20 protein-coding genes are annotated in these 25,625 nt (G+C 42.5%); 10 read left to right on the forward strand and 10 right to left on the reverse strand.

Going from position 1 to position 25,625, the window contains the following annotated elements; all coding sequences use genetic code 11:
- Positions 1-18 precede the first annotated feature (18 nt).
- The gene (locus AC1DUD_RS11590; RefSeq protein ID WP_477374760.1) at positions 19-339 is read right to left on the reverse strand and encodes a hypothetical protein; all 321 of its coding nucleotides are present in this window, start codon (positions 337-339) and stop codon (positions 19-21) included.
- A gap of 111 nt (positions 340-450) precedes the next feature.
- Between AC1DUD_RS11590 and AC1DUD_RS11595 the strand changes: the two genes are divergently transcribed.
- Complete coding sequence (locus AC1DUD_RS11595; protein ID WP_477374762.1) at positions 451-1,506, forward strand: winged helix DNA-binding domain-containing protein; 1,056 nt, start codon at positions 451-453, stop codon at positions 1,504-1,506.
- 42 nt (positions 1,507-1,548) lie between these two features.
- Entirely contained in the window at positions 1,549-2,319 is a 771-nt protein-coding gene (locus AC1DUD_RS11600; protein ID WP_477374764.1) for a DNA-formamidopyrimidine glycosylase family protein, read from the forward strand.
- 117 nt (positions 2,320-2,436) lie between these two features.
- Here AC1DUD_RS11600 and AC1DUD_RS11605 read toward each other — a convergent pair whose 3' ends face one another.
- The 5 genes from AC1DUD_RS11605 to AC1DUD_RS11625 form a co-directional block, all read right to left on the reverse strand.
- Positions 2,437-2,601, reverse strand: coding sequence for a hypothetical protein (locus AC1DUD_RS11605; protein WP_477374766.1), 165 nt, complete (start codon positions 2,599-2,601; stop codon positions 2,437-2,439).
- Positions 2,598-2,981, reverse strand: coding sequence for a TraR/DksA family transcriptional regulator (locus AC1DUD_RS11610; protein ID WP_330859001.1), 384 nt, complete (start codon positions 2,979-2,981; stop codon positions 2,598-2,600). The genes AC1DUD_RS11605 and AC1DUD_RS11610 overlap by 4 nt, the downstream gene beginning before the upstream one ends.
- A 347-nt stretch (positions 2,982-3,328) precedes the next feature.
- Positions 3,329-3,703, reverse strand: a complete 375-nt coding sequence (locus AC1DUD_RS11615; protein WP_477374768.1) for a response regulator — start codon at positions 3,701-3,703, stop codon at positions 3,329-3,331.
- A gap of 106 nt (positions 3,704-3,809) precedes the next feature.
- Positions 3,810-5,798 carry a tetratricopeptide repeat-containing sensor histidine kinase gene (locus AC1DUD_RS11620; protein WP_477374770.1) on the reverse strand — a complete coding sequence of 663 codons (1,989 nt, stop codon included), beginning with the start codon at positions 5,796-5,798 and terminating at the stop codon, positions 3,810-3,812.
- Between the two features lie 357 nt (positions 5,799-6,155).
- Positions 6,156-8,483: a PAS domain S-box protein gene (locus AC1DUD_RS11625; protein ID WP_477374772.1), complete on the reverse strand. Its 2,328-nt coding sequence runs from the start codon at positions 8,481-8,483 to the stop codon at positions 6,156-6,158.
- 234 nt (positions 8,484-8,717) lie between these two features.
- Here AC1DUD_RS11625 and AC1DUD_RS11630 point away from each other — a divergent pair, with 234 nt between their 5' ends.
- From AC1DUD_RS11630 to AC1DUD_RS11640, 3 genes are all read left to right on the forward strand, one after another.
- Positions 8,718-11,066 carry a PAS domain S-box protein gene (locus AC1DUD_RS11630; protein WP_477374774.1) on the forward strand — a complete coding sequence of 783 codons (2,349 nt, stop codon included), beginning with the start codon at positions 8,718-8,720 and terminating at the stop codon, positions 11,064-11,066.
- Positions 11,067-11,171: 105 nt separating this feature from the next.
- Entirely contained in the window at positions 11,172-11,363 is a 192-nt protein-coding gene (locus AC1DUD_RS11635) for a 2Fe-2S iron-sulfur cluster-binding protein (RefSeq protein WP_477375111.1), read from the forward strand.
- Between the two features lie 187 nt (positions 11,364-11,550).
- Positions 11,551-13,809: a histidine kinase dimerization/phosphoacceptor domain -containing protein gene (locus AC1DUD_RS11640; protein ID WP_477374776.1), complete on the forward strand. Its 2,259-nt coding sequence runs from the start codon at positions 11,551-11,553 to the stop codon at positions 13,807-13,809.
- Between the two features lie 30 nt (positions 13,810-13,839).
- Here AC1DUD_RS11640 and AC1DUD_RS11645 read toward each other — a convergent pair whose 3' ends face one another.
- Positions 13,840-14,331, reverse strand: a complete 492-nt coding sequence (locus AC1DUD_RS11645; RefSeq protein ID WP_477374778.1) for a cupin domain-containing protein — start codon at positions 14,329-14,331, stop codon at positions 13,840-13,842.
- A 211-nt stretch (positions 14,332-14,542) separates the two neighbouring features.
- On the opposite strand from AC1DUD_RS11645, the gene AC1DUD_RS11650 reads away from it, so the two are divergent.
- The 5 genes from AC1DUD_RS11650 to rpiA all read left to right on the forward strand — a co-directional run bounded on the left by AC1DUD_RS11650 (position 14,543) and on the right by rpiA (position 22,733).
- On the forward strand, positions 14,543-16,174 hold the full coding sequence (locus AC1DUD_RS11650; RefSeq protein ID WP_477374780.1) for a tetratricopeptide repeat protein: 1,632 nt from the start codon (positions 14,543-14,545) through the stop codon (positions 16,172-16,174).
- 161 nt (positions 16,175-16,335) lie between these two features.
- Positions 16,336-17,070, forward strand: a complete 735-nt coding sequence (locus AC1DUD_RS11655) for an ImuA family protein (protein WP_477374782.1) — start codon at positions 16,336-16,338, stop codon at positions 17,068-17,070.
- Positions 17,071-17,076: 6 nt separating this feature from the next.
- Positions 17,077-18,585 carry a Y-family DNA polymerase gene (locus tag AC1DUD_RS11660; RefSeq protein ID WP_477374784.1) on the forward strand — a complete coding sequence of 503 codons (1,509 nt, stop codon included), beginning with the start codon at positions 17,077-17,079 and terminating at the stop codon, positions 18,583-18,585.
- A 5-nt stretch (positions 18,586-18,590) separates the two neighbouring features.
- Positions 18,591-21,812, forward strand: a complete 3,222-nt coding sequence (locus AC1DUD_RS11665; protein ID WP_477374786.1) for an error-prone DNA polymerase — start codon at positions 18,591-18,593, stop codon at positions 21,810-21,812.
- 231 nt (positions 21,813-22,043) lie between these two features.
- The gene (rpiA, locus tag AC1DUD_RS11670; RefSeq protein WP_477374788.1) at positions 22,044-22,733 is read left to right on the forward strand and encodes a ribose 5-phosphate isomerase A; all 690 of its coding nucleotides are present in this window, start codon (positions 22,044-22,046) and stop codon (positions 22,731-22,733) included.
- A 4-nt stretch (positions 22,734-22,737) separates the two neighbouring features.
- Here rpiA and AC1DUD_RS11675 read toward each other — a convergent pair whose 3' ends face one another.
- The 3 genes from AC1DUD_RS11675 to AC1DUD_RS11685 all read right to left on the reverse strand — a co-directional run bounded on the left by AC1DUD_RS11675 (position 22,738) and on the right by AC1DUD_RS11685 (position 25,596).
- Positions 22,738-23,334 (reverse strand): TetR/AcrR family transcriptional regulator, encoded by a 597-nt coding sequence (locus AC1DUD_RS11675; protein ID WP_477374790.1) that lies wholly within the window; start codon positions 23,332-23,334, stop codon positions 22,738-22,740.
- A 4-nt stretch (positions 23,335-23,338) separates the two neighbouring features.
- Positions 23,339-23,938: a TetR/AcrR family transcriptional regulator gene (locus AC1DUD_RS11680; RefSeq protein ID WP_477374792.1), complete on the reverse strand. Its 600-nt coding sequence runs from the start codon at positions 23,936-23,938 to the stop codon at positions 23,339-23,341.
- A gap of 248 nt (positions 23,939-24,186) precedes the next feature.
- Positions 24,187-25,596, reverse strand: a complete 1,410-nt coding sequence (locus AC1DUD_RS11685) for an efflux transporter outer membrane subunit (protein ID WP_477374794.1) — start codon at positions 25,594-25,596, stop codon at positions 24,187-24,189.
- Positions 25,597-25,625: the final 29 nt, after the last annotated feature.

Consider the following 25,625-nt stretch of genomic DNA (forward strand, 5'->3'; position numbering starts at 1 on the left):
TAGATGTTAAAATTTAATTTACCAGTACTTTCTAACCGTATACAAAAACACTTCATCCTCTTCATGTATCAAATCGAACCTGTCACTGCCAGCCCTTTTTGATATAGTATCACCGATCTTAGCAACCTCATCGAAGTTGGCAGGTGTACTTAAGGAAATAGGAATGATACGAAATTCTTCATTATTAACGGAAATCATAACATAGTCTCTGTAGCGATAAACAGATTCCAACTTACCTTGAATTTCGGCATCATGAAACTGCTTGTATTTCGTTATTCGCGCAATAACACAAACAATTATAACAGCCGCAATGCAGCACAAGAGGAATAGTTTTTTCATTTATGAGAAAAGAAAGTCCAAATTACGAAAGAAATTTTTTATTCTGTCCTGCTGACAAACTGTTGTCATAAGTATATATTTATTTTGAATAGTATTCAAAGCCCCAAAAAAATGACCATAAGTGATATAGCTAACCTTCGGGTCTATAACCATCACCTTAACCATGACAAATTTAAAACCCCCGAAGAGGTGGTTGGATACATGTGCGCCATGCAGGCACAGGAATATGCTCATTCCAAATGGGCGATTGGTTTACGAATGCTATCATCTGGGGGTAATGCAGTAGAAAAAGCCATGACCACCGGGACTATATTACGAACCCATGTATTAAGGCCAACCTGGCATTTTGTGTTACCACAGGATATCCGCTGGATGCTTAGCCTTACAGGTCCGAGAATCAATGCAGGTAATGCCACCATGTATAAAAAACAAGAGGTCACCGACGCAATTTTCAACAAGAGTTTTGATGTATTTATAAAAGCAATGCAGGGCGGCAAACAATTAATCCGAACCGAAATTGTTTCGGCCCTACATGAGGCAAATATAGCCACTAACGATCTCAGGCTTACTATACTATTGATGAAAGCCGAACTGGAACAGTTAATTTGCAGTGGTGCAAGGCAAGGCAAACAATTTACCTATGCGCTGCTTGATGAACGAGCCCCCATAACACCGTCCATTGATCGTGATGAGGCTGTAGCCCGTCTGGTTTTGCGTTATTTTACAAGTCATGGCCCCGCCACAGTAAATGATTTTGTACATTGGAGCGGCCTTACTGTTGCTGATGCCAAAAGCGGGATAGAAATAAACAAAAACCAGCTAACTAATGTCATTGTGGATGGAATAAGCTATTGGATGAACGCAAATATTGATCCCGGTAAAGTGAAGAGCTCCGGAGCTTATCTTCTGCCTGTTTATGATGAGTTAATTATTGCCTATAAAAATCGGGATGCTATGGTTCCTGCTAAATTCAGGGATAAAATGGGCGTTATTACTTTTTTTCCAACTATCATGGTTAACAATCGGGTTATCGGCAGCTGGGGCCGGAATATCGGTAAAAAGAGTATTGATATTGAGCTCAAACCTTTTGATAAACTCAACAAAACAGAAAGCCAGGCCATAGAAACCGCTATACAGCGTTTTAAAAAGTTTAACGGCCTCGTATAACAAACATTAATTACATCAACAAGTTACCTAAAAACACATATCATGCCCGAACTACCCGACTTGCAAGCTTTCAGCCATAATCTGCAAAAAAAACTTGCAGGTAAAATAGTGAAAAAGATAGATGTACCTAATGCTAAAAAGCTAAACGTCAGCACACACGAACTGGATAAAACTTTAAGCGGACAAAAGCTCGAAAAAGTTTACCGCGAAGGTAAAGAACTGCACATTAAGTTTAATAAAGGTGATGTACTCGGTTTACACCTGATGCTGCATGGCAAACTATTTCTGTTCGACACAAAAAACGAAAACAAATACAGTATTATTGAGCTGCACTTTGATGATGACAGCGGATTGGTGCTCACTGATTTTCAGGGGATAGCCACGCCTACCCTCAACCCCGAAAAAAAAGATGTGCCTGATGCGCTTGACGCAGACGTTGATTATTTAAAAAGGCGCCTGGCTAAAACAAAAACCAACATAAAAACTGTTTTACTTGATCAAAAAATTTTACGTGGCATTGGCAATGCTTATGCTGATGAGATTTTATGGCACGCCCGCATTTCACCCTTCTCAATAAGTAATAAAATACCCGAGGCAAAACTCCAAGATCTTGTTCTATCCATAAAAACTGTGCTTGAAGCTGCTGAGAAAAGTATCCTGAAATCCAATCCGGATATCATTAACGGCGAAATTCGTGATTTCATGAGCATTCACAACTCAAAGAAAAAAAACAGCCCAACCGGCGCGGCGATAATAATTAACGAAGCCTCAAGAAAAACTTACTATACGGAAGAACAAGAGTTATTTGAATAATATATAGCAACCTGAAAGGCAACTAATAATTATGGAAGAGAATCTGGCCAAAAAGAAAAGCCTCGTCCTTCATATACCAATGACTTTGGTTGTCAAATGTATACTCCAAACCATCGCTTATTTCATAAACGTCGGGATCATGTTTTGGGCGAAGTAGATTTTCTCATCACGAATAATAGTGCCATTATTTTCCACGCGAATAAAGAAAAGAAGTGCGCCGAAATTCGGCGCAACGTCTTTAAAATGCCTGGCCTCCTCTTCCTTAACAAATGCGGAACTCACGCCTGCTTAAGTTTTGCCTCCATACTTTGGGTAGTGTGCGGAACAGCGAGCAGGCGTTCTTTGGGTATCAATTTACCTGTAGAGCGGCAAATACCATAAGTCCTGTTTTCTATGCGCATCAGCGCAGCTTCGAGCTGCTCGATGAATTTTTTCTGGCGTGCAGCCAGTTGATTGATCTGTTCTTTTTCAAACGTTGCAGAGCCATCTTCCAGTGTCTTGCCGGCTATAGCTGCATCATCCCCGTTAGTGTTTGAGGCACTAAGTGTACCAGCCAATTCATTAAGTTCTTCACGGGCTATGCCGATCTTTTCTTTTATTAATATTCTGAATTCATTTAATTCGGTATCGTTATACCGTGTTTTAGTAGTTTCCTGTTGCATGATTGGCTTAACAAATATCTGTATGAATGGTTGGCGTAAATTTGGTATGGAACATAACTTATAGAAAACTTTTCCGAAAGTTGAACCCGCTACCTCGTTTTACCCGTCCTAAAATAAGTTATTATAATGAATAATATCCCTGGATTTTTAAAAATTTGAACTTCGAGGCTCAATTAGCCATAGTTGCTTAAACTCGGGACAAAACTTTATAAAATTAAAGGATTTATAAGTACATCAGAGGGAAATATTACAGAGCCTTTCTGGGATCTTAACTTAAATTTATCTGCCGGCAACTACTAAGTAAATGGAAAATATTCATTTAAATACCGCTCGTTTGGCGGATCCGGTCAGACGGCAAAATGACGCACATGGCTAATAAGGTCATTCATATCAAAAGGTTTGGCAAGGTAATCATCAGCACCGCACTGCTTTTCGTGCATGGTATGCTGCCCATGGCTGGCAGAAACAATAATAATAGGTATATCCTGCATGCCCGGATCGTTCTTTAAAAGCTTGCAAATATCGCGGCCATCCATATCGCCCAGCATAACATCCAGCAGCACAACATCGGGGTGCGATATCCGTATAGCATCAAGTAGATCATGACCATTATCCAGTTCGGTCACTGCATACCCCTCCATCTCAAGGATCAGGTGCATTAATTCCCGGATATCCTTATCATCATCAACAACCAGGACTTTCTTTTGATAAAAGTCTGCCATTTAGTTCGTAAAGCTACTTCTAATATGGTAAGATAACACAAACATCATGCCCTGACATTGGGGCGAGGTACAACGCAAAGTGTTTTATCATCATGTAAAGAATAGTCTAAACAGCAATCAGTTCTTCATTTTTTATTGATGGTACAGTGAAATAAAAAGAACTGCCAAAACCTATCTTGCTTTCAAACCATATTGTACCATTGTTCCTTTCTACCAATTCTTTGCATAATAAAAGCCCAAGTCCGCTTCCTTTTTCACTGGCAGTACCAAAAGTAGTATATGAGGTATATTTGTTAAATATCTTTGATCGTGCTTCTTCGGGAATCCCCTTTCCGCTGTCCTGTATTTTTAATACCACAAAACCCTCTTTTTTTTCAGCAGCCAAAGTAACACGATCACCTGCTTTTGAAAACTTCACGGCGTTCTCCAATAAATTTCTCATCACAATATCAATCATGATCTCATCTCCGTATACCATCAAAGGCTCAGCTATCTCCTCTCCTGTTACCACTACTTTCTTTTCAGCAGCCCGTTGTTTCAGCAGCATAGCATTTTGGTCGATTAACTTTCGCACATCAAAGCTGGCAGGATTAGGCTGTATCCCGTCTAATTGACTTTTTGCCCAGTATAACAGGTTTTCAACCAAGCTGGAGGTTATCACCAGGGTCTCATCTATTTTCTCAATCCAATAATCGCTTTCTTCTTCAGGCAGGCTTTTTTCCTTGATTATATCCATCATATGGCTGATGGTATGGATCGGTCCCCTTAAATCGTGCCCGATAATTGAGAAGAGCCGGTCTTTTACATGAACAAGCTCTTCCAACTGAAGATTTTGTGCCAACATATTTTCATTTTGCAGGGCCAGTTGCTCGCTAAGCTTCCTCTTTTGCATATAATTTCTGAGCAGGACAAATGCGATCAACAATAAAAGTATTGTACCAGCGGTTAAAATATCCCGCTTCAGACTCACTTTCTCTAGCTCTTTTTGACTTATAATTTTATTTTTATTTAACAGGTCAATTTGCTGCTCCTTTTTCTCCAGTTCATAAGCCGATTGCATATTCCTGATCGTTTTCTGTCTTTGCTCGGTTTTTAAACTATCATTTAAATCAACTTCAAGGTTTCGGTAATACAATGCCTGTTTGTAATTACCTATCCTTTGATGGGTAAGATATAGTACATTATAGGCGGTTTGAATGAGTTCAACAATGCCGGATCTTTGGCTTTCTTCAAGGGCTTTTTGCGCATACAGCATGCTTGAATTGTATTTGCTGGTATAATAAGACGTAAGTGCCAGTCCACTATGACAGTAAGCAACATCTTCATCATCACCGGCTTTTTGTGCTATATCAAGTGCCTCATGCAGATATCGCTCTGCCAGTTGATAGTTCTTTTTTGTAATATAGTTTTCTGCGATATTATATAACGCGGCAGCGGTGTAGACAGGATTTTTTACTCTTCTTGCTACAACTAATGCTTTTGAATTATAGGCAATGGCCGAATCAGGCAGTCCTTTTTTCTTAAATATTTCCCCCATGTTCACCAATAAACTGAAAGTGCTTTCGTGTGCGGGGTCATTTTGCTTCAATGCTATCTTATAGGCCTGCCGGTTATAATAAAGCGCTTTTGAATAATCCTCCATGGAGGTATACAAGCCGGCTATATTATTATATTCATTTTCGGTTAGCCCCTCCATACCAAGTTTTTCGCTAATGCGCAGGCATTGTAAATGAGAGTTAAGCGCCTCCGGCCAGTTTCCTTTGTATCCAAGAGCCACCCCTTCAGCAAGATATCCCAGGGCAATGCCTTTATCATAATGGATTTTTTTTGCAAGATTAAGCGACTTTTGTGCCATTAACAGGGCACTATCCGCATTTCTGTTCCAACACAATCTGGAAATATTGTAATAGATATTCACCTTGTCAGTATCGTGTTTTGCTTTGTCAAGATTTTTAATTTCCGCATCTATACGATTAATCTGCGCCTGGCAACGGGACACACCAAAAACTATATTTGCAAAACAAGCCAGTACGCTATACGTAACAATAAGCTGCGTATATAAACGAAGTTTGCGAACCGTTGCAAAGCCGACCATTTTAAAGTATTTTTTTTCTAAATATATTATGAATTATTTATTTCCTAAGACTTTATGCTAACTCAGGGTTTCGGGTGTTAATGACAGCAGGTAAGTTGCTATTTATATACCCCATCAATGATAACGATGCTATATCGCGACAACGTAAAGCATCCGGGTAGAAATATAAAATCATCTCATATCCAACAGATAAGATGTTTATTAAATAATATTTTTAATAATACCTCATCTTTATACGACCGGGCAGATCAATTGGTTCTGTTATTTTCAGGACAAATCAATTATTTAAATAAACATAAATGCTTAAACCGCACAATGTAGTTGTATTGATTTGTAACAAGTATTTATTCCCGATGCTCATATACCTGTTTGCACATCGCGCTCCATTTGTAAAGCTTTTTCTGTTTCAATGCGACGGTGGATCTCGTGTACCATGCTGTCCATTTCCCGTGCGCATTCCCGGAGTTTCGGCAACACCTCCTTTTGCTCATTGTCATCTTCGGCTGCGTCCAAAAGGTTTACCAATCCCAGCATAGTTGCTACAGGACGTCGGATCTCATGCGAACTTATCCACGCCACTTCACGCAGTAGCCTGTTTTGCCTATTAATCTCTTCTTCCTTTTCTTTACGATAAGTTATATCCTGGCAAACAATGATATAACCTTGAAAAGCGTTCCCTTCATCGTATGCCGGGGTTAACTGGGCAGAAACCCAAACCGGGGTTCCCTTTTTGGTAAAAATGATCGTATCTATTGCAAATGCTTCTCTTTCCTCTTGTCTTTGGATAATAGTTTCGAATCCTGGATGACCTGGCCCAATTAAAAATTCAATAGGCATTTTGTTCTTTACCTCATCTAACAGGTAACCGGTAAGTTCAACAAAGGCATTGTTCACCCATTGAACCGTACGCAGGGCATCGGTTATAAGCACCATATTGTTTACCTGTTTGATGATCCGCGCCAATCGTTTATTTTCCTGGGTACTTCGTTTAAGAGCATCGATATCTCTGACAGCGCCAATAAGCCTTATTGGTTGTTTTTGGCTGTTGTATACAAAATACCCTTGATCCATTACGTATTTATAATCACCTTTGCCGCAATCCAATCTGTATTCGCATTCCCAATTTGTAAGACCGGCCCGACTAATCCGTTCCTGGCTGCTCACCACTTCAGTAACGTCATCCGGGTGGATCAGTGAACGCCACCATTCCAGCTCATAACTGATCTCTTCGTGCGGAATTTGCACCAAATGAGTAAGACTTGTATTGTATATCAACCTGTTGGCAACAATGTCAAGATCATAAACAACATCCCTGGTTGCCTGGGCAACTAACTCATAACGTTCTACAGCCTCCTTCAGGCGTTCATCTTTAAGCTTGTCTTCTGTAATGTCTGAAAAATACACAGCAACACCTTCATCTGTAGGATAAGCAGCCATCCTTAACCAGCGCTGCAGGATAATCGAGTAATCTTCATGCCTTACAATTACCCGTTCTTCAAGTGCTTTCTGATAAACCGGGTAAAACTTATTTTCATTTTTAGGAAAAAACTCGAAAATACTTGTGCCTATAATGCTGCTCCTATCAGTTTTAACTAATTCGCGGAAGGTGTCGTTTATCCGCGTTATCTTCATTTGGCTATCGAGCTCAAAAAAACAGTCGGTGATGCTATTCAAGGTATGCTCAAAACTATATAGGTACCGGTTGCGCTCCAATTCCAGTTGCTTAAGTTCGGTTATGTCTTGCAGGGAGCCCGTTATCTTTAATGTCTGTTCTCCTGTGTTTTCTGTACGGGCAAGCTGGCGGATATAGCGTGTTGTGCCATCCAGGGCCGTGATCCGGTGCGTTACATCGAGTTGTTTACCTGTGTGTATCAATTCTTGCAAGGCATTGATCATCAGTGGGCGGTCTTCGGGAAAGATGTGCTGTACATAAATATCAAAAGCTTCCCGACTGTCATCCCGGTTAAGCCCTGCAATACGATAAACTTCATCCGACCAAACCAACCTATTTTCGGCTGGATAGAACTCCCATCCAGCTACCCTCGATAATAATTGGGTTTCACTGAGCTTATGTTTTTCATCCAAAAGCTCCCTGTTTACTTTTTCAAGGGCCTGCTCAAATTCTACCCTTTCAGTCATATCACGTACCATAACCATGATATGGGGCTTTTTATTGAACCGGATCTTATGTGAGGTAATGTTTACGTAAATTAATTGCCCGTTCTTTTTAAGATGGCGCCAGGTACCACTATGATTAAATTTGCTTTCCAGTCGATCTGCCGAAGAAATCACGCTTTCTCTGTCTTCAGCAGGCCGGATGTCCAGGATTGTTCGTTGCTTAAACTCGTCAGCGCTATAACCATAAACAGCTATGGCTGCATCATTTACCGAAATAAACCGCAGCGTTCCTGGCTCATATATCCACATTGGGTTTGGATTGGATTCATACATACTCCGGTACTGTTTTTCGCTTTGTTTCAGCTTCCGGTCTTCTGATTTGATCAGGGCGTAAAGAGCAATTGCTGTAACCATTACAAACAGGCATCCCTTTCCCAAACTTAGCCACAGGTATTGATCAGGGCTAAGTATTTTCTCAAAATAGAATAACAGCCGGTCGCTGAACATGATCCATAGCAGGCTGATCAGCAAATAGGCAAAAGCAATTCCGAACGCCCCTTTTTTCATAATAGTAAATCAATCACACTTTTAAACGGCTTTATTAATTAGGAAGTTACCAATTAAAGAAATTAAGGACCTTACATGAATTAACTATTGCGATAATACGGTGCATGTTGATAATTGTAACATCTATGTTACTCTCGATGCTTATTAGCTATCGTGCCTTACTATTTCTGTAGATTTTTTTCGCAAAAGCATAACTTTATCGCATACTGCTTAAATAGTACTACCCGTATCTTTATGCGACTAAACTTTACCCGCAATTTACAGCTCGGCTACGGGTTTTCGATATTGATCCTGCTTATCGTCGGAATTATTTCCTATGGTACAATTAACAACTTATTAGATAGCAATAAAGCCGTTGGCCATAGCACGCTGGTGATCCAAAAGCTTGAGCAGGCAATTTCGGTAATGAAAGATGCGGAAACAGGACAGAGAGGTTTTCTGCTCACAGGCAAGTCAACTTTCTTAGCCCCTTATAATGGTGCGTATCTCAAAACACAAAACCTGATTGATGAGGTAAGTATCCTTACAGCCGATAATCTCCAACAGAAAGCTAATCTTGCATATATCCGGGGGGTACTAACCCGGCGAATGGCGATCCTGAGGGAACTGGTTACAAAAAAACAACAAAAACAAGTTGTTTCCACAATTGAGCTGGAAGAAGGAAAATCTGCCATGGATGCATTGCGCCTTGCTGTTGACCGGGCCGAAAATACCGAACGCAAACTTTTGGACAAGCGTATGGCTGTTTTGGAACGTTATACTTTTATTGCTCCAACCGCAATACTCATTGCCCTTGTGCTCGCTATTGTGATTGCCCTGTTATCCTATTTCCGCGTAATTCGTGATGTGCAGTTGAGAGACCGCCTGCAACGGGAATTGCAGGTCAAAGAACAGGAGACTGCCGCTTTTAACGAGGAGCTTACTGCCGCTAATGAGGAGATCACAACAGCAAACGAAGAACTCAGTTCAATCAATGAAGAACTTTTTGAAGCGCAGCAGGCACTTTCGCTGATGAATGGATCGCTGGAGGAACTGGTAGCTGTCCGTACTAAATCACTGGCAGAAAGTGAAGAGGAAACACAAGCCCTCAATGAAGAACTCACAGCGATTAACGAAGAGCTTGCGGCATCAAACGAAGAAATGCTGGCAAGCAATGAAGAGCTGCAACGAAGCAGGGAAGAAATACAGAAAAAAGAGCAGTTATTCCGTTCTATCGCTGTCAATATCCCGAGTTCTTTGATCCTTGTCATGGACAGGGATCATAACCTTATCACGATAGAAGGTGACTTGATGCCAAAATTAGGTTACCATGCTGAGAATTACGCGGGATTGCACATGTCTGCGGTTACCTCTCCCGAACGTTATGAAGCGACAAAGCAGTACTATGAGCGAATGTTGAACGGCGAACAGATCAGGACTGAGCTTAAAAGCACCGGCGGCGATTATTTCCAGGTAGACTTTGTGCCGTTAACAGACGAGCAAGGAATTGTTTATGCAGGCCTGGTAATTGCATTGGATATATCCGATCAGAAAAAAGCAGAAGAACGCAGTTCTAAACTGGCCGCTATCGTAGAATCTTCAGATGATGCGATCATCAGTAAATCGCTGGATGGTATAATCACCAGCTGGAATAAATCGGCAGAAAGGATCTTTGGTTATCCGGCCCCCGAAATGATAGGACAGTCCATCCTCAAGCTGGTGCCGGAGGATCGGCAGGATGAGGAACCGCAGATCATCGCCCGCTTGAAAAACGGAGATCGCATGGAGCATTTTGAAACAAAAAGGCTGGCGAGCGGCGGCCGTTTGCTGGATGTATCCCTCACTATTTCACCTATACGCGATAAACAAGGAATAATAACCGGGGTTTCCAAAATCGCAAGGGATATTTCAGAACAAAAACAGGACGAGATGCGAAAAAATGATTTTATAGGCATGGTGAGCCATGAGCTTAAAACACCATTAACTTCGCTTATGGCGCTAATTCAGGTAGCTAACCTCAAATTAAAAGACAATACTGACAGTTTTCTTGCAGGCGCTATGGAAAAAGCGAGCATACAAGCGAGAAGAATGAGCAGCATGATCAATGGTTTTCTGAATATTTCAAGACTGGAATCAGGCAAGATCGCAATAGATAAAGAATTATTTGAACTTGACCTGCTGATTAGGGAAGTTGTAGAGGAATATGAGCTCACTGTTTCGAGTCATATCATCCAAATTAATATCTGCGATCATGTACAAGTTAATGCCGATAGAGAAAAGATCGGCTCGGTTATATCGAACCTGATCAGCAACGCCGTTAAATATTCGCCTAAGCGCAGGGATATTGAAGTGAAATGCGCCCTGGTCAACGGTTTCGCCCAGATTAGTGTAAAGGATGAAGGTATGGGCGTCAAAGCCCAGGATCTGCCGAGGATTTTTGACCGTTATTATCGGGTTGAGAGCACTCATACGCGCCATATATCCGGCTTCGGTATCGGACTTTATTTAAGTGCCGAGATCATCCGCCGGCATGAAGGCGAGATCTGGGCAGAAAGTGAAAGCGGTACAGGATCTGTTTTTCATTTCAGTTTACCGCTGGCTTAAACTAAGTAATCAGTATAAATGTCCCGAAACACCATTCTATTTACACTGCATTACCTTGGCAATAGTCATCGCATACAAACATTCACCGGGCAATATCACAGTTTAATGTCGCTTATATCCGATAATTTGGCTATTCCGGGGTTTGGGTTGTGCTGCGGAATGGGTAGCTGCGGAACATGTTTGGTAGAAATTACAGACCAACGATCAACAACCAAAAGAAATGTACTGAGTTGTAGTATCCTCATAAATGATGACCTGTCGAATACTGATATAATGATACCTGACAAGATTTATTAAAAGATCACTTAAATAAAAAAAATTGTTTCACAGACCTGCAATAAAAATCACTATCAGTTAAAAACAACTGATTACTAATATATTACTACAAATAAGTATTGCTTAAAATTAGCAGATGCACTTGAATATGTCTAAATTTAAAAAAAGATTGATGCATACCTGCTCTCAACCGAAGAAACGAGCTGAGATGACACGAAAATGTAAACTGGTTATGCTATGTTTTCTTTTCGTTATTTCAGTAAACGCCCAGGAGATCACCAGGCGCCATGTTGATTCTTTGCTTTTACAAAAGAGTTTCTCGGGTTCTGCTCCGGACCGCATTAATGCTGTGCTCCAGCTTGCGGAGTTTTTCAGTCACCTCCGCCATCCATCCCCCGAACAAGTGGATAGCACTTCTTACTTTATCAATCAGGCCGAACAACTTAATCACCATTCTCCGCAGACTGAGATCAACTTTCGCATTGCATTGATCCGTTCTGCATTTTATAAATCGAAAGGTGAGCTAAAAAGCGGACGCGCATTACTTGAACAAACCATCGAGGAAATTAAACAGGCTCATAACTGGCCCCTGCTTGGTAAGGCATATTTTGAGCTCTCAGAATATTACAGTCTGGATTTTTTGCAGCAAACAATGCTTTCCCGCATTTATTATCTTAACCAGGCAGTGGGGGCTTTTGAACGAACTAACCACCTGGTTGAACTTGCAAGGTGCTACAGATTACTGGCCGACCTGCACCAGATGATGAATAACTATACCATGGCCTTTGCCGAAGCAAGAAAAGCATTAGATTACTATGGGCAGGCCCATTATACAGAAACACAAGGGCTTTATGCACTGCTGGGCAGGCTTTACTACACCCAGGGTGATTATAGAACGGCTATAGATTATCAATTAAAGGCATTGAAAATTGCCATGGCAAGTAATGCAGACAATGTGAGATTGATATGCCAGATCAATAATAACCTTGGTTATGACTTTATAAAACTTGGCGATAATCAAAAAGCCATCAGTTACTTTTCACGTGCTTTAGAAATTGCTAAAACTGAAAAAGACAATGCAACCATATACCTGCTTGCAGGCAATATCGTTGATGTTTACCTGCGGATGCATCAGCCCCAAAAAGCTAAAGCCTTTTTAATGCAGGTAACTCAAAAATTTGTATATCCATCCGGAAAACTGTATGAAGGAGGCGACGAGGTAAGTCAAACTTATCTTAAAATATACCTGGCATTAAACCAGTATGACATGGCTAAACGCTACTGCGATGAGCTGATAAGGCAAACTAACAATCCTAATCTTAACATTTACGCCAGGAGTAGCTACTATGAACTGATCATTAAGTTTTACACCGCTACCGCCAGGTTTGCCGAGGCACTAAAATATCTCAAAATGAACCAAAGTTTGTTAAAGAAAATTGGCAATGACAATGATCTTGGCACTAACGAAACTCTTTGGTTTAGCCTGGATACCGCCCAAGGGCAATATCAATCGGCCATTTATCACCTTATATCAGCCAATACCATTAAAGATTCCATCTTCAGTACCACTAAAAGCAAACAAATAGAGCAGCTGCAAATTGAATATGAAACGCGGCAAAAAGAAGCACAGATCACGCTTTTAAACCAAAAAAGCAAGCTTGAACAGGCCAATTTAGTGCAGGCAAACCTGGTTAAAAATCTCACTATCGGAGCCATATTTCTATTACTGATTATAGCGGGCTTGTTATTCAGGCAAAATGTACATAAGCAAAAAAATAACGAAGTGGTTAGTTCTAAAAACGTTTTGCTGGAAGATCTGCTGCTGCAAAAAGAATGGTTGTTGAAAGAAGTACATCACCGGGTAAAAAACAATCTGCAAATTGTGATGAGCATCCTCAATACGCAATCAGCATATTTACAAAATGACATTGCACTTGAAGCAATTCGCGGCAGTCAGCACCGTGTAAACGCTATTGCGCTTTTACACCAGAAATTATACAGTAGTACTACCTCTGCTCTTGTATCCATGCCTGCTTATATAGGCGAATTGATCAATTACCTGAGCGATTCATTTGATACAAGTTTCCGGCATATAAAAATAAGGCAGGCGTTAGATCCTTTGAGCCTTGATCCCGCCCTGGCAGTGCCCATTGGTTTAATATTAAACGAAGCCATCACAAACGCAATTAAGTATGCTTTTGATCATAACGGCGGCGAGATTGTAATAGGCTTATCCGTATGGGATAATGACAATGCTATTTTAAAAGTTTCTGATGATGGCCGCGGCCTCCCTCCCAACTTTGACCTCAGCGAAGCTAATTCCTTAGGTATGGAAATGATGAAAGCACTGGGCAAGCAGTTAAAAGGGAAATTTGCAGTTGAAAATGCCCAGGGCGTTACTTTAATGATAACCTTCCCAATTGTACAAAACCGGGTAGAGGTTTATGAGGAAAAGGACTATTTTTAGCAAGCACAATTTAACCAATTGGTTAAAATACTACCCCAAATAATCAGGAGGATATAGCTTTTGACCATGTTTTTCTGCAGCAGATTTTAACCGGGCCAAATCCTCTTCGTTTAAAACAGGCGGAGGCAAAAATGTACCTGCAGTAACCGGAGTGCCTATCTCCTCAAAAAAATCATCCAAACCGGCAGGGATCACGGTACATAGCATATGAGCTATTGCGTTACTGGTATTCTTGAAACAATGTACTTCGCCGCCTTTTGGAATATCTACAAAAGAACCTTTTTTAGCAATATATATTCCGCCCTCAGTTTTAAATTCGATTTCCCCTTCAATTACATAAAATGATTCCTGGATATCTGCATGGGCATGTGGGCCGGGCCCGCCTCCCGGTGGTACCAGCATATCAATAACCGCATAAGCGCCAGCGGTTTGTTTTCCCGAAATGATGATCCTATAGGCATCACCAACTACAGCAAGTGTTTGCCCCTCGTTTTCGTTTACGGTTATTATATTGTGTATCATCTTAAAAGTTTAATAATGTGCATATTAATCTAACTAATATTAGCCTCATTGGTTTATAAAAATCTTAAATTGCATATACCCGACCAATTGTACCAAAATGAAAAATAAGCTTCCTTTAATTATCGGCTTTTTAGGATTGATTATCGTTTTTTTTACGGCGCAGTCTTTTTATTCGAATCATCAAAAAAGGGCTGCGACATCAAGGACATTTATGTATAAAAGCCCTTTTAAACGGGCTGTAGTATGCGGCTTTGTGTATAACGGAGCAGATAGCATTCCTGAAATCCCGGCATTAAAGGGTTGGGGTAATTATCAATGGAAAATTACCACCTCATCAGATAGCGCGCAATTTTATTTTAACCAGGGCATAAGCATGTATTATGGCTTTCATTCTATCGAAGCAATAGCATCTTTTATCAAAGCAACCCGTTTTGATCCCGACTGTGCGATGGCTTGGTATGGTAAATCGCTGGCTATGGGGCCTACTATTAATTACCCCAACGGCTATGCCCCGCCAGCCGATGCCTATGAAGCTTCAGAAAAAAGTAAAGAGCTGAGTACCAATTGCACCCCGCTCGAAAAGGAACTGATTGCCGCTATGCAACATCGCTATAGTAAGGACAGTACCCTTACAGTAAAACAATTAAGAACCCATTATGCCGATGCCATGCAGGCGGTATATGTAAAGCATCCTAAAAATGCCGAAGTACTAACCCTGTATGCCGATGCTTTATTATTACTTCATCCCTGGGACTTGTATACCCATGATTTTAAACCCAAACCATGGACACCGCAAATCCGTTCCCTGTTAGAGCAGGCCATAGCCATTTACCCGAAACATCCCGGGGCTAATCATTTTTATATCCATACCATGGAGGCTTCTGCAACCCCGCAAATGGCGTTAAAGAGTGCACATTTATTAGATACCCTGATGCCCCAGGTATCACACATAACACATATGCCTTCGCATATTTATATCCGCACCGGTAATTATGAACAGGGCATTACCAATAATGCCGCGGCTGTGGCAGGCTATGATACTTATCTGAAACAGTACAACCCTGTAGTAAACGGAGATATCTTATACAAAATTCACAACATCCATTTAAAAGTAAATTGTGCACAAATGGCCGGCAACTATCAAACAGCCCTTGCTGCCGCTCATGACGCGCAATCAGCATTGCCCCCCTATTATTTAGGTGCTAAGGGTGCCGATGGCAACTTTTTCCAATACGTTTATATGCAGCCGGTGTTAACTGCTGTCCGGTTTGGTAAATGGGGCGATATTTTAAATGTCAAACCAGTTGATTCACTTGTTTACGCATCAGCATTGCTTCATTTTTCAAAAGGGCTGGCATGGTGCGGCAAAGGCAATACTACCAATGCAAGGCATGAGCTCAAAATGCTGGAAACTAAAATGCAGGATTCGTCATTAAGGACGCCCTTAGATAATTTCAGCAGCGCTTACGAATCTGCCTGTGTTGCCCGCCTGATATTACAAGGCAGTATCGCAGCAGCCGAAAAAAAGTATAACACAGCTATTGATATTTTACAAAAAGCCGTTACCGCAGAGGATCACCTGATTTATAACGAACCCCGCGACTGGCCCCTGCCCGCAAGGCATTACCTTGGCAATTCTTTGTTGAAAGCAGGCCGGTACGATGAGGCGATAACTGTATTAAATAAAGACCTTGTAATTAATCCCAATAATGGCTGGGCATTAACAGGATTGCAGTTGGCTTATCAAAACACAAGCAATGCCATAGCCTTAAATAAAGTAAAGCAACAATTAAAAACTGCCTGGAAAATAAAGGATGTGGAAATTGATAAGCCCGTATTTTAACTGATAGCCGTCTCATTTGCTAAACCCCAATTTGAACTAAAAATCAACCAGTTACAAATTTATTCATCAATTAGAAAATACTAATATTTTTAGTATTATATTTGTCATTCCATTTCAACAGTAGCATTTTGAATATGGTTTATAGTTAAAAATGACATGTAATGCCGGTAGCTAAAAAAGATATCATCAGCCGTTTGCAAAAAGACATTTTGCTTTGGCAGGGCTTTACACCGCCTTTGGCGGGTAAAGCTAAAGGTATTGGTTTAGGTCCGCTGGAATCTGCTTTTCCTAATGGTGTTTTCCCTACCGGTACAATACATGAAATGTTATGTCCTACTCCCGAGCATGCTGCAGCAACCGGCGGGCTTATAGCAGGTTTGCTTACCCGCCTGATGAAGCAGGGAGGTGTATGTTTATGGATGAGCATGCACAGGCAATTATTTCCCGCAGCATTGGCAAGTTATGATGTAGAACCCCACAGGGTAATATTTATTGATGTAAAGCGCGAAAAAGACCTGCTTTGGGCTATGGAAGAAGCCTTAAAATGTGAAGGCCTTGCCGCTGTAATAGCCGAAGTTAAGGAAATAAGCTTTGCACAATCGCGGCGTTTGCAGCTGGCAGTTGAAAACAGCAAAGTAACCGGTTTTTTGCTGCGCAATGATCCGCATAAGCCGGGCTCAACAACCTGCGTGGCCCGCTGGCAAATAACGCCGCTGCCAAGTAAAACCTATGATGATTTACCGGGTGTTGGTTATCCGCGCTGGCAAATTGACCTGCTGCGGGTACGTAATGGTAATCCGGGCAGCTGGAAACTGGAATGGGCCGACGGACATTTTATCCCCGTGGAAGAAGAAAAAGCCGTACAAATAGATTTACGCGAAAGGATAGCCGGATAGTGAGGTATGATGAACAAGCGCTTTATTTCTTTATGGTTTCGTCATTTACTGACAGACTGGCTCACCCTTCGCCGGCCCGAACTTAAAACAGTACCTTTTGTTTTTGCTTCACCTGTTCGTGGCCGCGTTATGATTACGGCCGCCAATGCATTGGCTGAAACGCAGGGTGTAATCGCCGGCATGACGGCAGCCGATGCAAAGGCCATTATAGTTAACCTTGAAGTTGTTGATGATATCCCGGGCCAGGCCGCTAAACTGCTCATCGCTTTGGGCGAATGGTGTATCCGTTACTCGCCGCTCATCGCTACCGATTTACCTGATGGATTGCTATTTGATATTTCGGGCTGTGCCCATTTATGGGGCGGAGAACGGGCCTATTTAAAGGAGATTGTTATCCGCCTCAGAAGTAAGGGCTATGATGTTCGGGGCGCTATAGCAGATACGCCAGGCGCAGCATGGGCAGTAGCCCGTTTTGGGAAAATAAAACCAATTATTGCCCCCGGCGAACAGGTTGATGCATTGCTTCCCTTACCTCCTGTTGCCCTCCGGCTTGAGCCATTAATTATTGAAAGGCTGCAAAAACTTGGGTTTTATACTATTAAAACCTTCGTGGACATGGGGCGTTCTGTATTACGCCGCCGTTTCGGGCAGGAATTATTGTTAAGGCTTGACCAGGCCCTGGGTAATGTGGATGAACCTTTGCAATTATTACATCCTGTTAAACCCTATTCAGAAAGATTGCCTTGCCTGGAGCCTATCCGCACCGCCACCGGAATAGAAATAGCCATTAAAACCCTGCTCGAAAAACTTTGCCTCCGCTTACAGGGCGAAGGTAAGGGATTACGAACCGCAGTTTTAAAATGTTACCGGGTAGATGGACAAGTGATCAGTGCTGATATCGGTACCAACCGCGCATCACACCATATAGGTCATTTGTTTAAGCTCTTTGAACTTAAAATCCCTACGCTGGAACCTGCATTGGGGATTGAACTTTTCACGCTCGAAGCGCCTAAAGTCGACGATACAGAGTCCGAACAGGAAGTGTTATGGCAATCGGATAGCTGCGGCCTTGATGATACAGATCTGGCAGAGTTACTGGATAGGTTAGCCAATAAAATTGGTGCAGGCAGTATTCACAGGTACCTTCCCCAGGAGCGTTACTGGCCCGAACGAAGCATTAAACCGGCCATCTCTATTAATGAAAAACCCCAAACCAGCTGGCGAAAAGACCGGCCCCGCCCGTCTATCCTGCTTCCTCATCCTCAGCAAATAGAGGTAACCTCTCCTATTCCCGATTATCCGCCAATGCTGTTCATCTACAAAAACGAAACGCACCATATTAAAAAGGCCGATGGCCCCGAACGGATAGAACGTGAATGGTGGCTTGATGAAGGCGAACACAGAGATTATTACCAGGTTGAAGATCAGGATGGCAGGCGTTATTGGCTATTCCGGTCGGGGCATTATGCAGGCAGCCAGGCAGGGCAATGGTTTATTCACGGATTTTTTGCATAAGGGTTATGAGCTATTCGGAATTACAGGTAACCACCAATTTCAGCTTTTTACGGGGAGGATCGCACCCCGAAGAAATGGTAATGCAGGCAGCCGCGCTCGGGCATACCAAAATTGCCATTACCGACCGTAACAGTGTAGCAGGAGTTGTACGAGCTCACTTAGCTGCCAGACCAGATGATATCAATATTAAAATTATCCCGGCTTGCCGTCTAGACCTGCTTGATGGTGCAAGCCTGCTTGCTTATCCAACAGATATGGATGCATGGTCGCGCCTTTCCGGGCTGCTTACCAGGGGAAACCTCCGGGCCGAAAAGGGCCAGTGCCACTTGTATAAACAGGATGTATATGAACACGCTAAAGGTATCAAGTTCATAGCAGTGCCTCCCGAATCGCTTAACAGTCGCTTTGATTTTGATGAAACTTTTAAAGCAGATTTAAAAGAGTACCGGGAGGCTTTTGGTCATGAACTTTATCTTGCGGCTTCGCGTGCTTATAATATTGATGACGCCAAACGGCTTCACCGGCTGGCTCAGTCGGGCATACCCATTGTGGCTACCAACGATGTACATTACCACGAAGCAGCCCGCAGGCAGCTTCAGGATGTTGTTACCTGCGTACGTGAAAAATGCACTATCCATAATGCCGGCTTTAAACTTAATGCCAACGCCGAACGGTATTTAAAAAGTACCGATGAGATGGAACGTCTTTTTCGACAATATCCTGATGCCATAGCCCGTACCGCCGAAATAGCCGAAGCCTGCCAGTTTACATTAGATACACTTAAGTACATTGAGCCCGAAGAACCCAGTACCGACGGACTTACCCCACAGCAGCGCCTAACGCAGTTTACCTGGCAGGGTGCATGCCAGCGGTATGATAACAAGGTGCCAGATAGTATTAAGGCACAAATTGAGTTTGAGCTTGCCTTTATTGAAAGGAAACAACTGGCTCCCTACTTTTTACGGGTTTACCGGTATACCCGTAAAGCGGCAGAACTGGGCATACTTTACCAGGGTCGCGGCTCGGCCGCCAACTCTACGGTGTGTTATTGTTTAGCTATTACCGCTGTGGATCCGGTAGAAACGCAACTGCTTTTCTCGCGTTTTATGTCTGATGCGCGGGATGAATGGCCCGATATTGATGTAGACTTTGAGCATGAGCGCCGGGAAGAGATCATCCAGTGGATCTACAGTGAATATGGCCGCGACCGATCGGCCATTGTAGCTACCGTTACACAGGAACGGCATAAGGGGGCCATCCGTGATGTGGGCAAGGCCATGGGCTTATCGGTAGATACCATTAACCGCCTGTCGGGCGCTATCTGGGATTTTTCGGAAGAGGCTTTTGACAGGCAGCGGATCATTGACCAGGGACTTAACCCTGATGATCCGGCCTTGCATAAAGTATTGGTACTTACCGAACAGTTAATGGGCTTTCCCCGCCAGCTGGGCCAGCATACCGGGGGCTTTGTTATTACGCAGGGCAAACTATCAGATATCTGCCCGGTAATGAATGCCCGTATGGAAGAGCGCACACAACTGGAATGGAACAAGGACGACCTGGAAGCGCTCGGCATCCTCAAAGTAGATGTACTTGGCCTTGGCATGCTCACCTGCATCCGCAAAAGTTTCGACCTCATTAAGCAACACTATGGCAAAGCATACGATTTAAAGAACGTTCCGCGTGAAGACCCAAAGGTTTATGACATGATTTGCGATGCCGATACCCTGGGAGTTTTCCAGATAGAAAGCCGGGCTCAAATGTCGATGCTGCCAAGGCTTAAACCACGGGAATTTTATGACCTGGTGATTGAGGTTGCTATTGTGCGCCCCGGCCCTATCCAGGGAGATATGGTTCACCCCTATCTTAGGCGTCGTGACGGGTTGGAAAAAGAAAGCTATCCAAAAAAAGAATTAGAGAGAATACTTGGCCGTACCAAAGGTGTACCATTATTTCAGGAACAGGCAATGGAAATAGCCATGGTAGCAGCAGAGTTTACTGCTGCCGAGGCAGATCAATTGCGCCGGAGTATGGCCACTTTTAAAGCTAAAGGGTTAGTAAGCCAGTTTCGCCAAAAACTGGTAGATGGCATGACAAGGAGAGGTTATGAAGAAGATTTTGCCCATCGCATTTTTAAACAGCTGGAAGGTTTTGGGAGTTATGGTTTCCCTGAAAGTCATGCAGCATCGTTCGCCCACCTGGTTTATATTTCTTCATGGCTTAAATATCATTATCCCGATGTATTTGCAGCTACCTTGTTAAACAGCCAGCCGATGGGCTTTTATCAGCCTGCTCAAATTGTTATTGATGCCGAAAGGCACGGTGTAATAGTACGCCCAGTGGATGTTAACCACTCCCATTGGGATAATACCCTTGAAGAGCAGGATGGTGCGTACCGGGCATTGCGTTTAGGTTTCAGACAGGTAAAGGGCCTTAACGAAAATGATATGCAGGCATTAATAGCCGGTCGCGGTATGGGATATACAAGTATCAGTCATTTAAGCGATTCGGGCGTACCTCAAACTCAGATTGAAAAACTTACCGATGCCGATGCTTTCAGGTCATTAAACCTTGACCGACGCGCCGCATTGTGGGAAGTACCGGCGCTTAATGATAAACCCATAGGTTTGTTTACCGGTCAACCATCAGAAAGTGCCAAAGAAGCCCAGATCAGTTTACCGTTTATGACCCCGGCCGAGCATGTGGTACAGGATTATGCAGCCACAGGTTTATCGGTAAAGGCACATCCCGTGAGTTTTTTACGGCAGCAGCTCAATATGCTGCAGGTAACTCCAACTGCCGAATTACCTAACCTTAAAAACGGGGATAAGATAAAAGTTGCCGGCCTGGTAACTGTACGGCAAAGGCCTGGCACTGCAAAAGGGATCCTATTTATCACCATTGAAGATGAAACAGGCTTTGCCAACCTTGTTGCCTGGGAAAAGATCTTTGATAAATACCGCAAGGATATTGTACAGGCGCGCTTATTAATGGTTGAAGGTGTTTTACAGATTGAAGGCAAAGTGATCCATGTTATTATACGGCGTTGTTTCAATTTATCAAAACTACTAAGCACATTGACAACCGTTGGCAATGATGACCAGCCGGTAATGACATTATCACGAAGTGATGAAACAACAGCCCCCTATCCGGCTGGTTCAAACAAAGGGCAGGTCCAGCAAAACAAACAAAAAGAGGTATTTCACAAGGGACGAAATTTTAAGTAAGATTATTTAAAATGTTTTTATTGCTGATTCGTCTGCAATAGTATAAGACGATAGAAGTATCTGCAGAAAGCTTTAAACTTGAACATAACAGAAGTAAAATAATTAACGATTCAACAATAACATGAAAACGCATATAATATCAACCGTACATAGTCATTTATGGGAGGGCATAGACGACTAAAAACATAATTTGACCGAGGTTATTAGCGGCTGGTGCTGTATCTTAGCGCCATGACGGATCATAAACTGGAAGCAGCAAAAGCCGCTTTAACCTTGATAAGCCCCAACCAAACTATAGGTTTGGGAGCCGGTAGCACAATAGCTCATTTGGTTAATATGTTAGCCCAAAAACCTGAACTTGCGGCTTCAATAACATTTACATCCTCATCATTCAAAACAACTCAACTATTAAGTAAATATGGCATGCGCATCCAGTCGCCCTCCCTGCTTAATAAACTCGATATTTACTTTGATGGCTGCGATCAGTTTGACAGCGAACTAAATGCCCTGAAAAGCGGCGGCGGTATCCATGCCACCGAAAAGATTTTAGCCTCCATGGCACAGGAATTTATTCTGCTGGGCGATGAAGGAAAATTTGCACCTCAACTTAATGCAACATATCCGCTTGTTATTGAGATCCTGCCGCAGGCATTGCAAATTGTATTGGCAAAACTCTCTGCGTTATTTCCGCAAGCTACATTTACCCAGCGCATGAGTACGCAAAAAGATGGCGCTTTGATATCAGACAATGGCAATATGCTGGTTGATGTACAATTCACAGAGCTACCCGAACCATTAAAATTAAATACATTGGTTAAAATGATACCGGGCGTTGTTGAACACTCCTTATTTTACCAAATGGCAGGGAGGGCAATTATTGCAGGAGAAAATGGCATCCGGATCATAAGCCCTCAACGGTAGCTGATCAGCCGGGGCTATTTAAAACAGCTATGCCCTTTAATGTACATACGCCGTAATTAAAATGGGTTAAAAGCTGCAGCTGAACATCCCATAAATTAAACTCAGCATGCGGATATACGGAAGCGTTAAAACCCAGCTCAATCTGGTTAACCCTCATAATGGCTATTATTCTTGCATCAATTTCAGGACGGACATAGCCCTGATCAATCCCCTTTTTTAAAAGCTTTTCAATGATATTCACCAGGAAGCCTGTTTTAAATCGCAAGTACAACGTCCATCCTTCATGATGATATTTTTGCAAGTCATGCAATACAACAGGGTTTACCCTTGAAAAGATCTCTCCGGTACACCTGGTTAACTCAACCATCTCATCCATCATATTGCCCGCATCACTGATAATGGCACAAAGCATTGACTCATCGTCAGCAAGCCTCTTTTTTACCAGGGCAGTAACAAGCTCATTTTTATCCCTAAAATGCTGGTATATTGTTTTTTTGGAGATGCCGAGGTGCCGGGCAATATCATCCATAATGATGCTTTTTATTCCCGCTTCAAGAAAAAGCTTCTCACACCCATTTAAAATCCGCTCCTTATCAACCATCACTTTATCCTGTTATCAGCGCATTGATCCCCTTGATAGCATCGATCAGGATCTCCTGGTTCATTTTTTCGTCGCGTGTGAGCTGAATCATGTTAATGGCTATCAAACCATGAATTATGGCCCAATAGGTATAATATTTTTTTTGAACTTCTTCGTCGCTTGCCTGGTGAGGTAAATAAAGCATACGTATCACATCCGAAACCATTTTCGGAAAAGCCGTCGATTCACTAATCTGATTTTCGACAGGGCAACAACCGGTTCCAACCGCAAACATTAGCTGATAAAGCTCTTTATAGGTCATGGCAAAATTCCAGTATGCTAACCACATGGCTTCCATTTGCTCAGCCGCGCCGGTGTGTGCATCTTTAGCTATTTTAACAATGGCAGCCAATTTCAAATGCCCCATACGCGCAAGCTCTACATACAAAGCATCTTTACTTTCAAAATACTCATAAATAGCGGGGGCCGTGTATTCTATATTGTCTGCAAGTTTTCGCATACTTAACGCATCACAACCCTCACATTTGATCATATCCAACGCAGCGTCCAGTATCCTTCGGCGGGTATCGTCTTTTTGCCGTAATATCCGTTCTTTACTTCCCATGGTTTAACCTCGTAGTTACAAGCATAATTTACTTCATTTTATTCATTAGCAAATCATCAACCACAATTAAATTATTAATGCAGTTTTAAATGAATATTATAACAGGTTTTTGTAAATATCAATTAGTTGGCATAGATAATAAATGTTTAAACAACTTCAAAATATGTCAAAATCACCACCATCAATAAATAAGCCCGGCAGCTTAATGCAAACCGGGCTTCAAGATTAACAGGGGCATTAAATATTGTCTATTTCCAACCGCCACCCAAAGCGCGGTAAAGGTTAACTATTGATTGCAGTTCCTGTAAGCGGTCGTTAACGCTGCTTAATTGTGCGGCAAGCAAACTTTGTTCAGAAGTTAAAACATCGGTATAATTTGTAGCCGAGCTGTAACGCAGCAAGTCTTTGGTAAAATCAACTGATTTTTCAAGTGCTTGTAGCTGCTTAGCCCTTGAGCCTTGCTTTTCAATAGCATTTTGGTAAGAAAACAGCGCATTGGTTACCTCCTGCCCTGCTGTCAGCAATGATTTTTGATAGGCATAATAAGCTTCCAGTTGCTGGGCCTGCGCCGTTCTTAAACGCGCCCTGTTTTGCCCTTTGTTAAAAATAGGCTGGGTAATACCGCCAACAAAGTTGTAAAATATGGAATGATCAAAAAAGTTCTTCAACTGCAGGGTTGACAAGCCAGCCTGCCCGGTAATGGTAAGCTGCGGATAGAAATAAGTACGCGCCAGGTTGGTGTTTTCAAACGCGCTCCTGAATGCAAACTCAGCCTCCTGCACATCCGGTCGATTTTTTAATAATTGTGAAGGAATACCAGTCTTCAGATCCGCAATGGGTTTCTGCTCATTCAGGCTTGTACGTTTGATGCTGCCCGGGGCCCTTGCCAATAAAATACTTAAAGCGTTCTCCGCTTCGCGGATACTTTGTTTAAGATCGGGAATAGTGACCTCGGCAGCATAACGGTTGGCCTCGCTTTGTACCACAGCCGCACCATTTACAACAGCACCTTCCTTCAGCGCTTTTACTGTTTCTACATCTTTTACCCTAATGGTAAGCGTTTGCTGCGTGATAGCCAATTGCTGATCAAGCGCCAGCAGGTTATAATAAGCGTTTGCTATATCGGCTATCAGTTGGGTTTGTACTGCCCGTTTAGCAGCGTCACTTTGTAATAAACCTGCCAATGCTGCTCTTTTTGCACTGCTTAATTTACCCCAGATATCTGCCTCCCAACTGGTGTTTAGTGCTGCCTGGTAAGTGGTTGTTTTAAGATTGAATGAATTGGCAAACTCCGGCGGGAAGTTCAAACTTGCTGCCGATGTTTTTGCCCTTGTAGCAGTTGCGCTTCCGTCCAGGCTTGGCAGGTATGCTGCCTTACTTTGGTTAAATGTTGCCTGAGCCTCGTTAATCCGCTGCACTGCAGTTTTCAGATCGAGGTTTTCACGCAATCCTTCCTGGATCATGTTTACCAGTACTGTATCCGAAAACAATTGGTTTACCGGCATATTGGCCATTGATGTAGTATCGCTGATGGTTGTATCGCGGTACAGCTTATCAGTATTTACTACCGGCTGCTGGTACTTTTTTGTAACACATGAGGCAAATATCGCCGTTGCCGCCAACGTGGCCAGTATTTGCCGTTTATATGAATAGATCATTTTTTTTGCTTCTTTATAATTTCTTAAAT

Source organism: Mucilaginibacter sp. P4_A11 (assembly GCF_056402535.1).

Excerpts from the sequence above, each read along its gene's own strand:
- AC1DUD_RS11590 (WP_477374760.1), bottom strand. The coding sequence starts at position 339 with ATGAAAAAACTATTCCTCTTGTGCTGCATTGCGGCTGTTATAATTGTT.
- AC1DUD_RS11595 (WP_477374762.1), top strand. The coding sequence starts at position 451 with ATGACCATAAGTGATATAGCTAACCTTCGGGTCTATAACCATCACCTT.
- AC1DUD_RS11600 (WP_477374764.1), top strand. The coding sequence starts at position 1,549 with ATGCCCGAACTACCCGACTTGCAAGCTTTCAGCCATAATCTGCAAAAA.
- AC1DUD_RS11610 (WP_330859001.1), bottom strand. The coding sequence starts at position 2,981 with ATGCAACAGGAAACTACTAAAACACGGTATAACGATACCGAATTAAAT.
- AC1DUD_RS11615 (WP_477374768.1), bottom strand. The coding sequence starts at position 3,703 with ATGGCAGACTTTTATCAAAAGAAAGTCCTGGTTGTTGATGATGATAAG.
- AC1DUD_RS11620 (WP_477374770.1), bottom strand. The coding sequence starts at position 5,798 with ATGGTCGGCTTTGCAACGGTTCGCAAACTTCGTTTATATACGCAGCTT.
- AC1DUD_RS11625 (WP_477374772.1), bottom strand. The coding sequence starts at position 8,483 with ATGAAAAAAGGGGCGTTCGGAATTGCTTTTGCCTATTTGCTGATCAGC.
- AC1DUD_RS11630 (WP_477374774.1), top strand. The coding sequence starts at position 8,718 with ATGCGACTAAACTTTACCCGCAATTTACAGCTCGGCTACGGGTTTTCG.
- AC1DUD_RS11635 (WP_477375111.1), top strand. The coding sequence starts at position 11,172 with ATGTCGCTTATATCCGATAATTTGGCTATTCCGGGGTTTGGGTTGTGC.
- AC1DUD_RS11640 (WP_477374776.1), top strand. The coding sequence starts at position 11,551 with ATGACACGAAAATGTAAACTGGTTATGCTATGTTTTCTTTTCGTTATT.
- AC1DUD_RS11645 (WP_477374778.1), bottom strand. The coding sequence starts at position 14,331 with ATGATACACAATATAATAACCGTAAACGAAAACGAGGGGCAAACACTT.
- AC1DUD_RS11650 (WP_477374780.1), top strand. The coding sequence starts at position 14,543 with ATGTATAAAAGCCCTTTTAAACGGGCTGTAGTATGCGGCTTTGTGTAT.
- AC1DUD_RS11655 (WP_477374782.1), top strand. The coding sequence starts at position 16,336 with ATGCCGGTAGCTAAAAAAGATATCATCAGCCGTTTGCAAAAAGACATT.
- AC1DUD_RS11660 (WP_477374784.1), top strand. The coding sequence starts at position 17,077 with ATGATGAACAAGCGCTTTATTTCTTTATGGTTTCGTCATTTACTGACA.
- AC1DUD_RS11665 (WP_477374786.1), top strand. The coding sequence starts at position 18,591 with ATGAGCTATTCGGAATTACAGGTAACCACCAATTTCAGCTTTTTACGG.
- rpiA (WP_477374788.1), top strand. The coding sequence starts at position 22,044 with ATGACGGATCATAAACTGGAAGCAGCAAAAGCCGCTTTAACCTTGATA.
- AC1DUD_RS11675 (WP_477374790.1), bottom strand. The coding sequence starts at position 23,334 with ATGGTTGATAAGGAGCGGATTTTAAATGGGTGTGAGAAGCTTTTTCTT.
- AC1DUD_RS11680 (WP_477374792.1), bottom strand. The coding sequence starts at position 23,938 with ATGGGAAGTAAAGAACGGATATTACGGCAAAAAGACGATACCCGCCGA.
- AC1DUD_RS11685 (WP_477374794.1), bottom strand. The coding sequence starts at position 25,596 with ATGATCTATTCATATAAACGGCAAATACTGGCCACGTTGGCGGCAACG.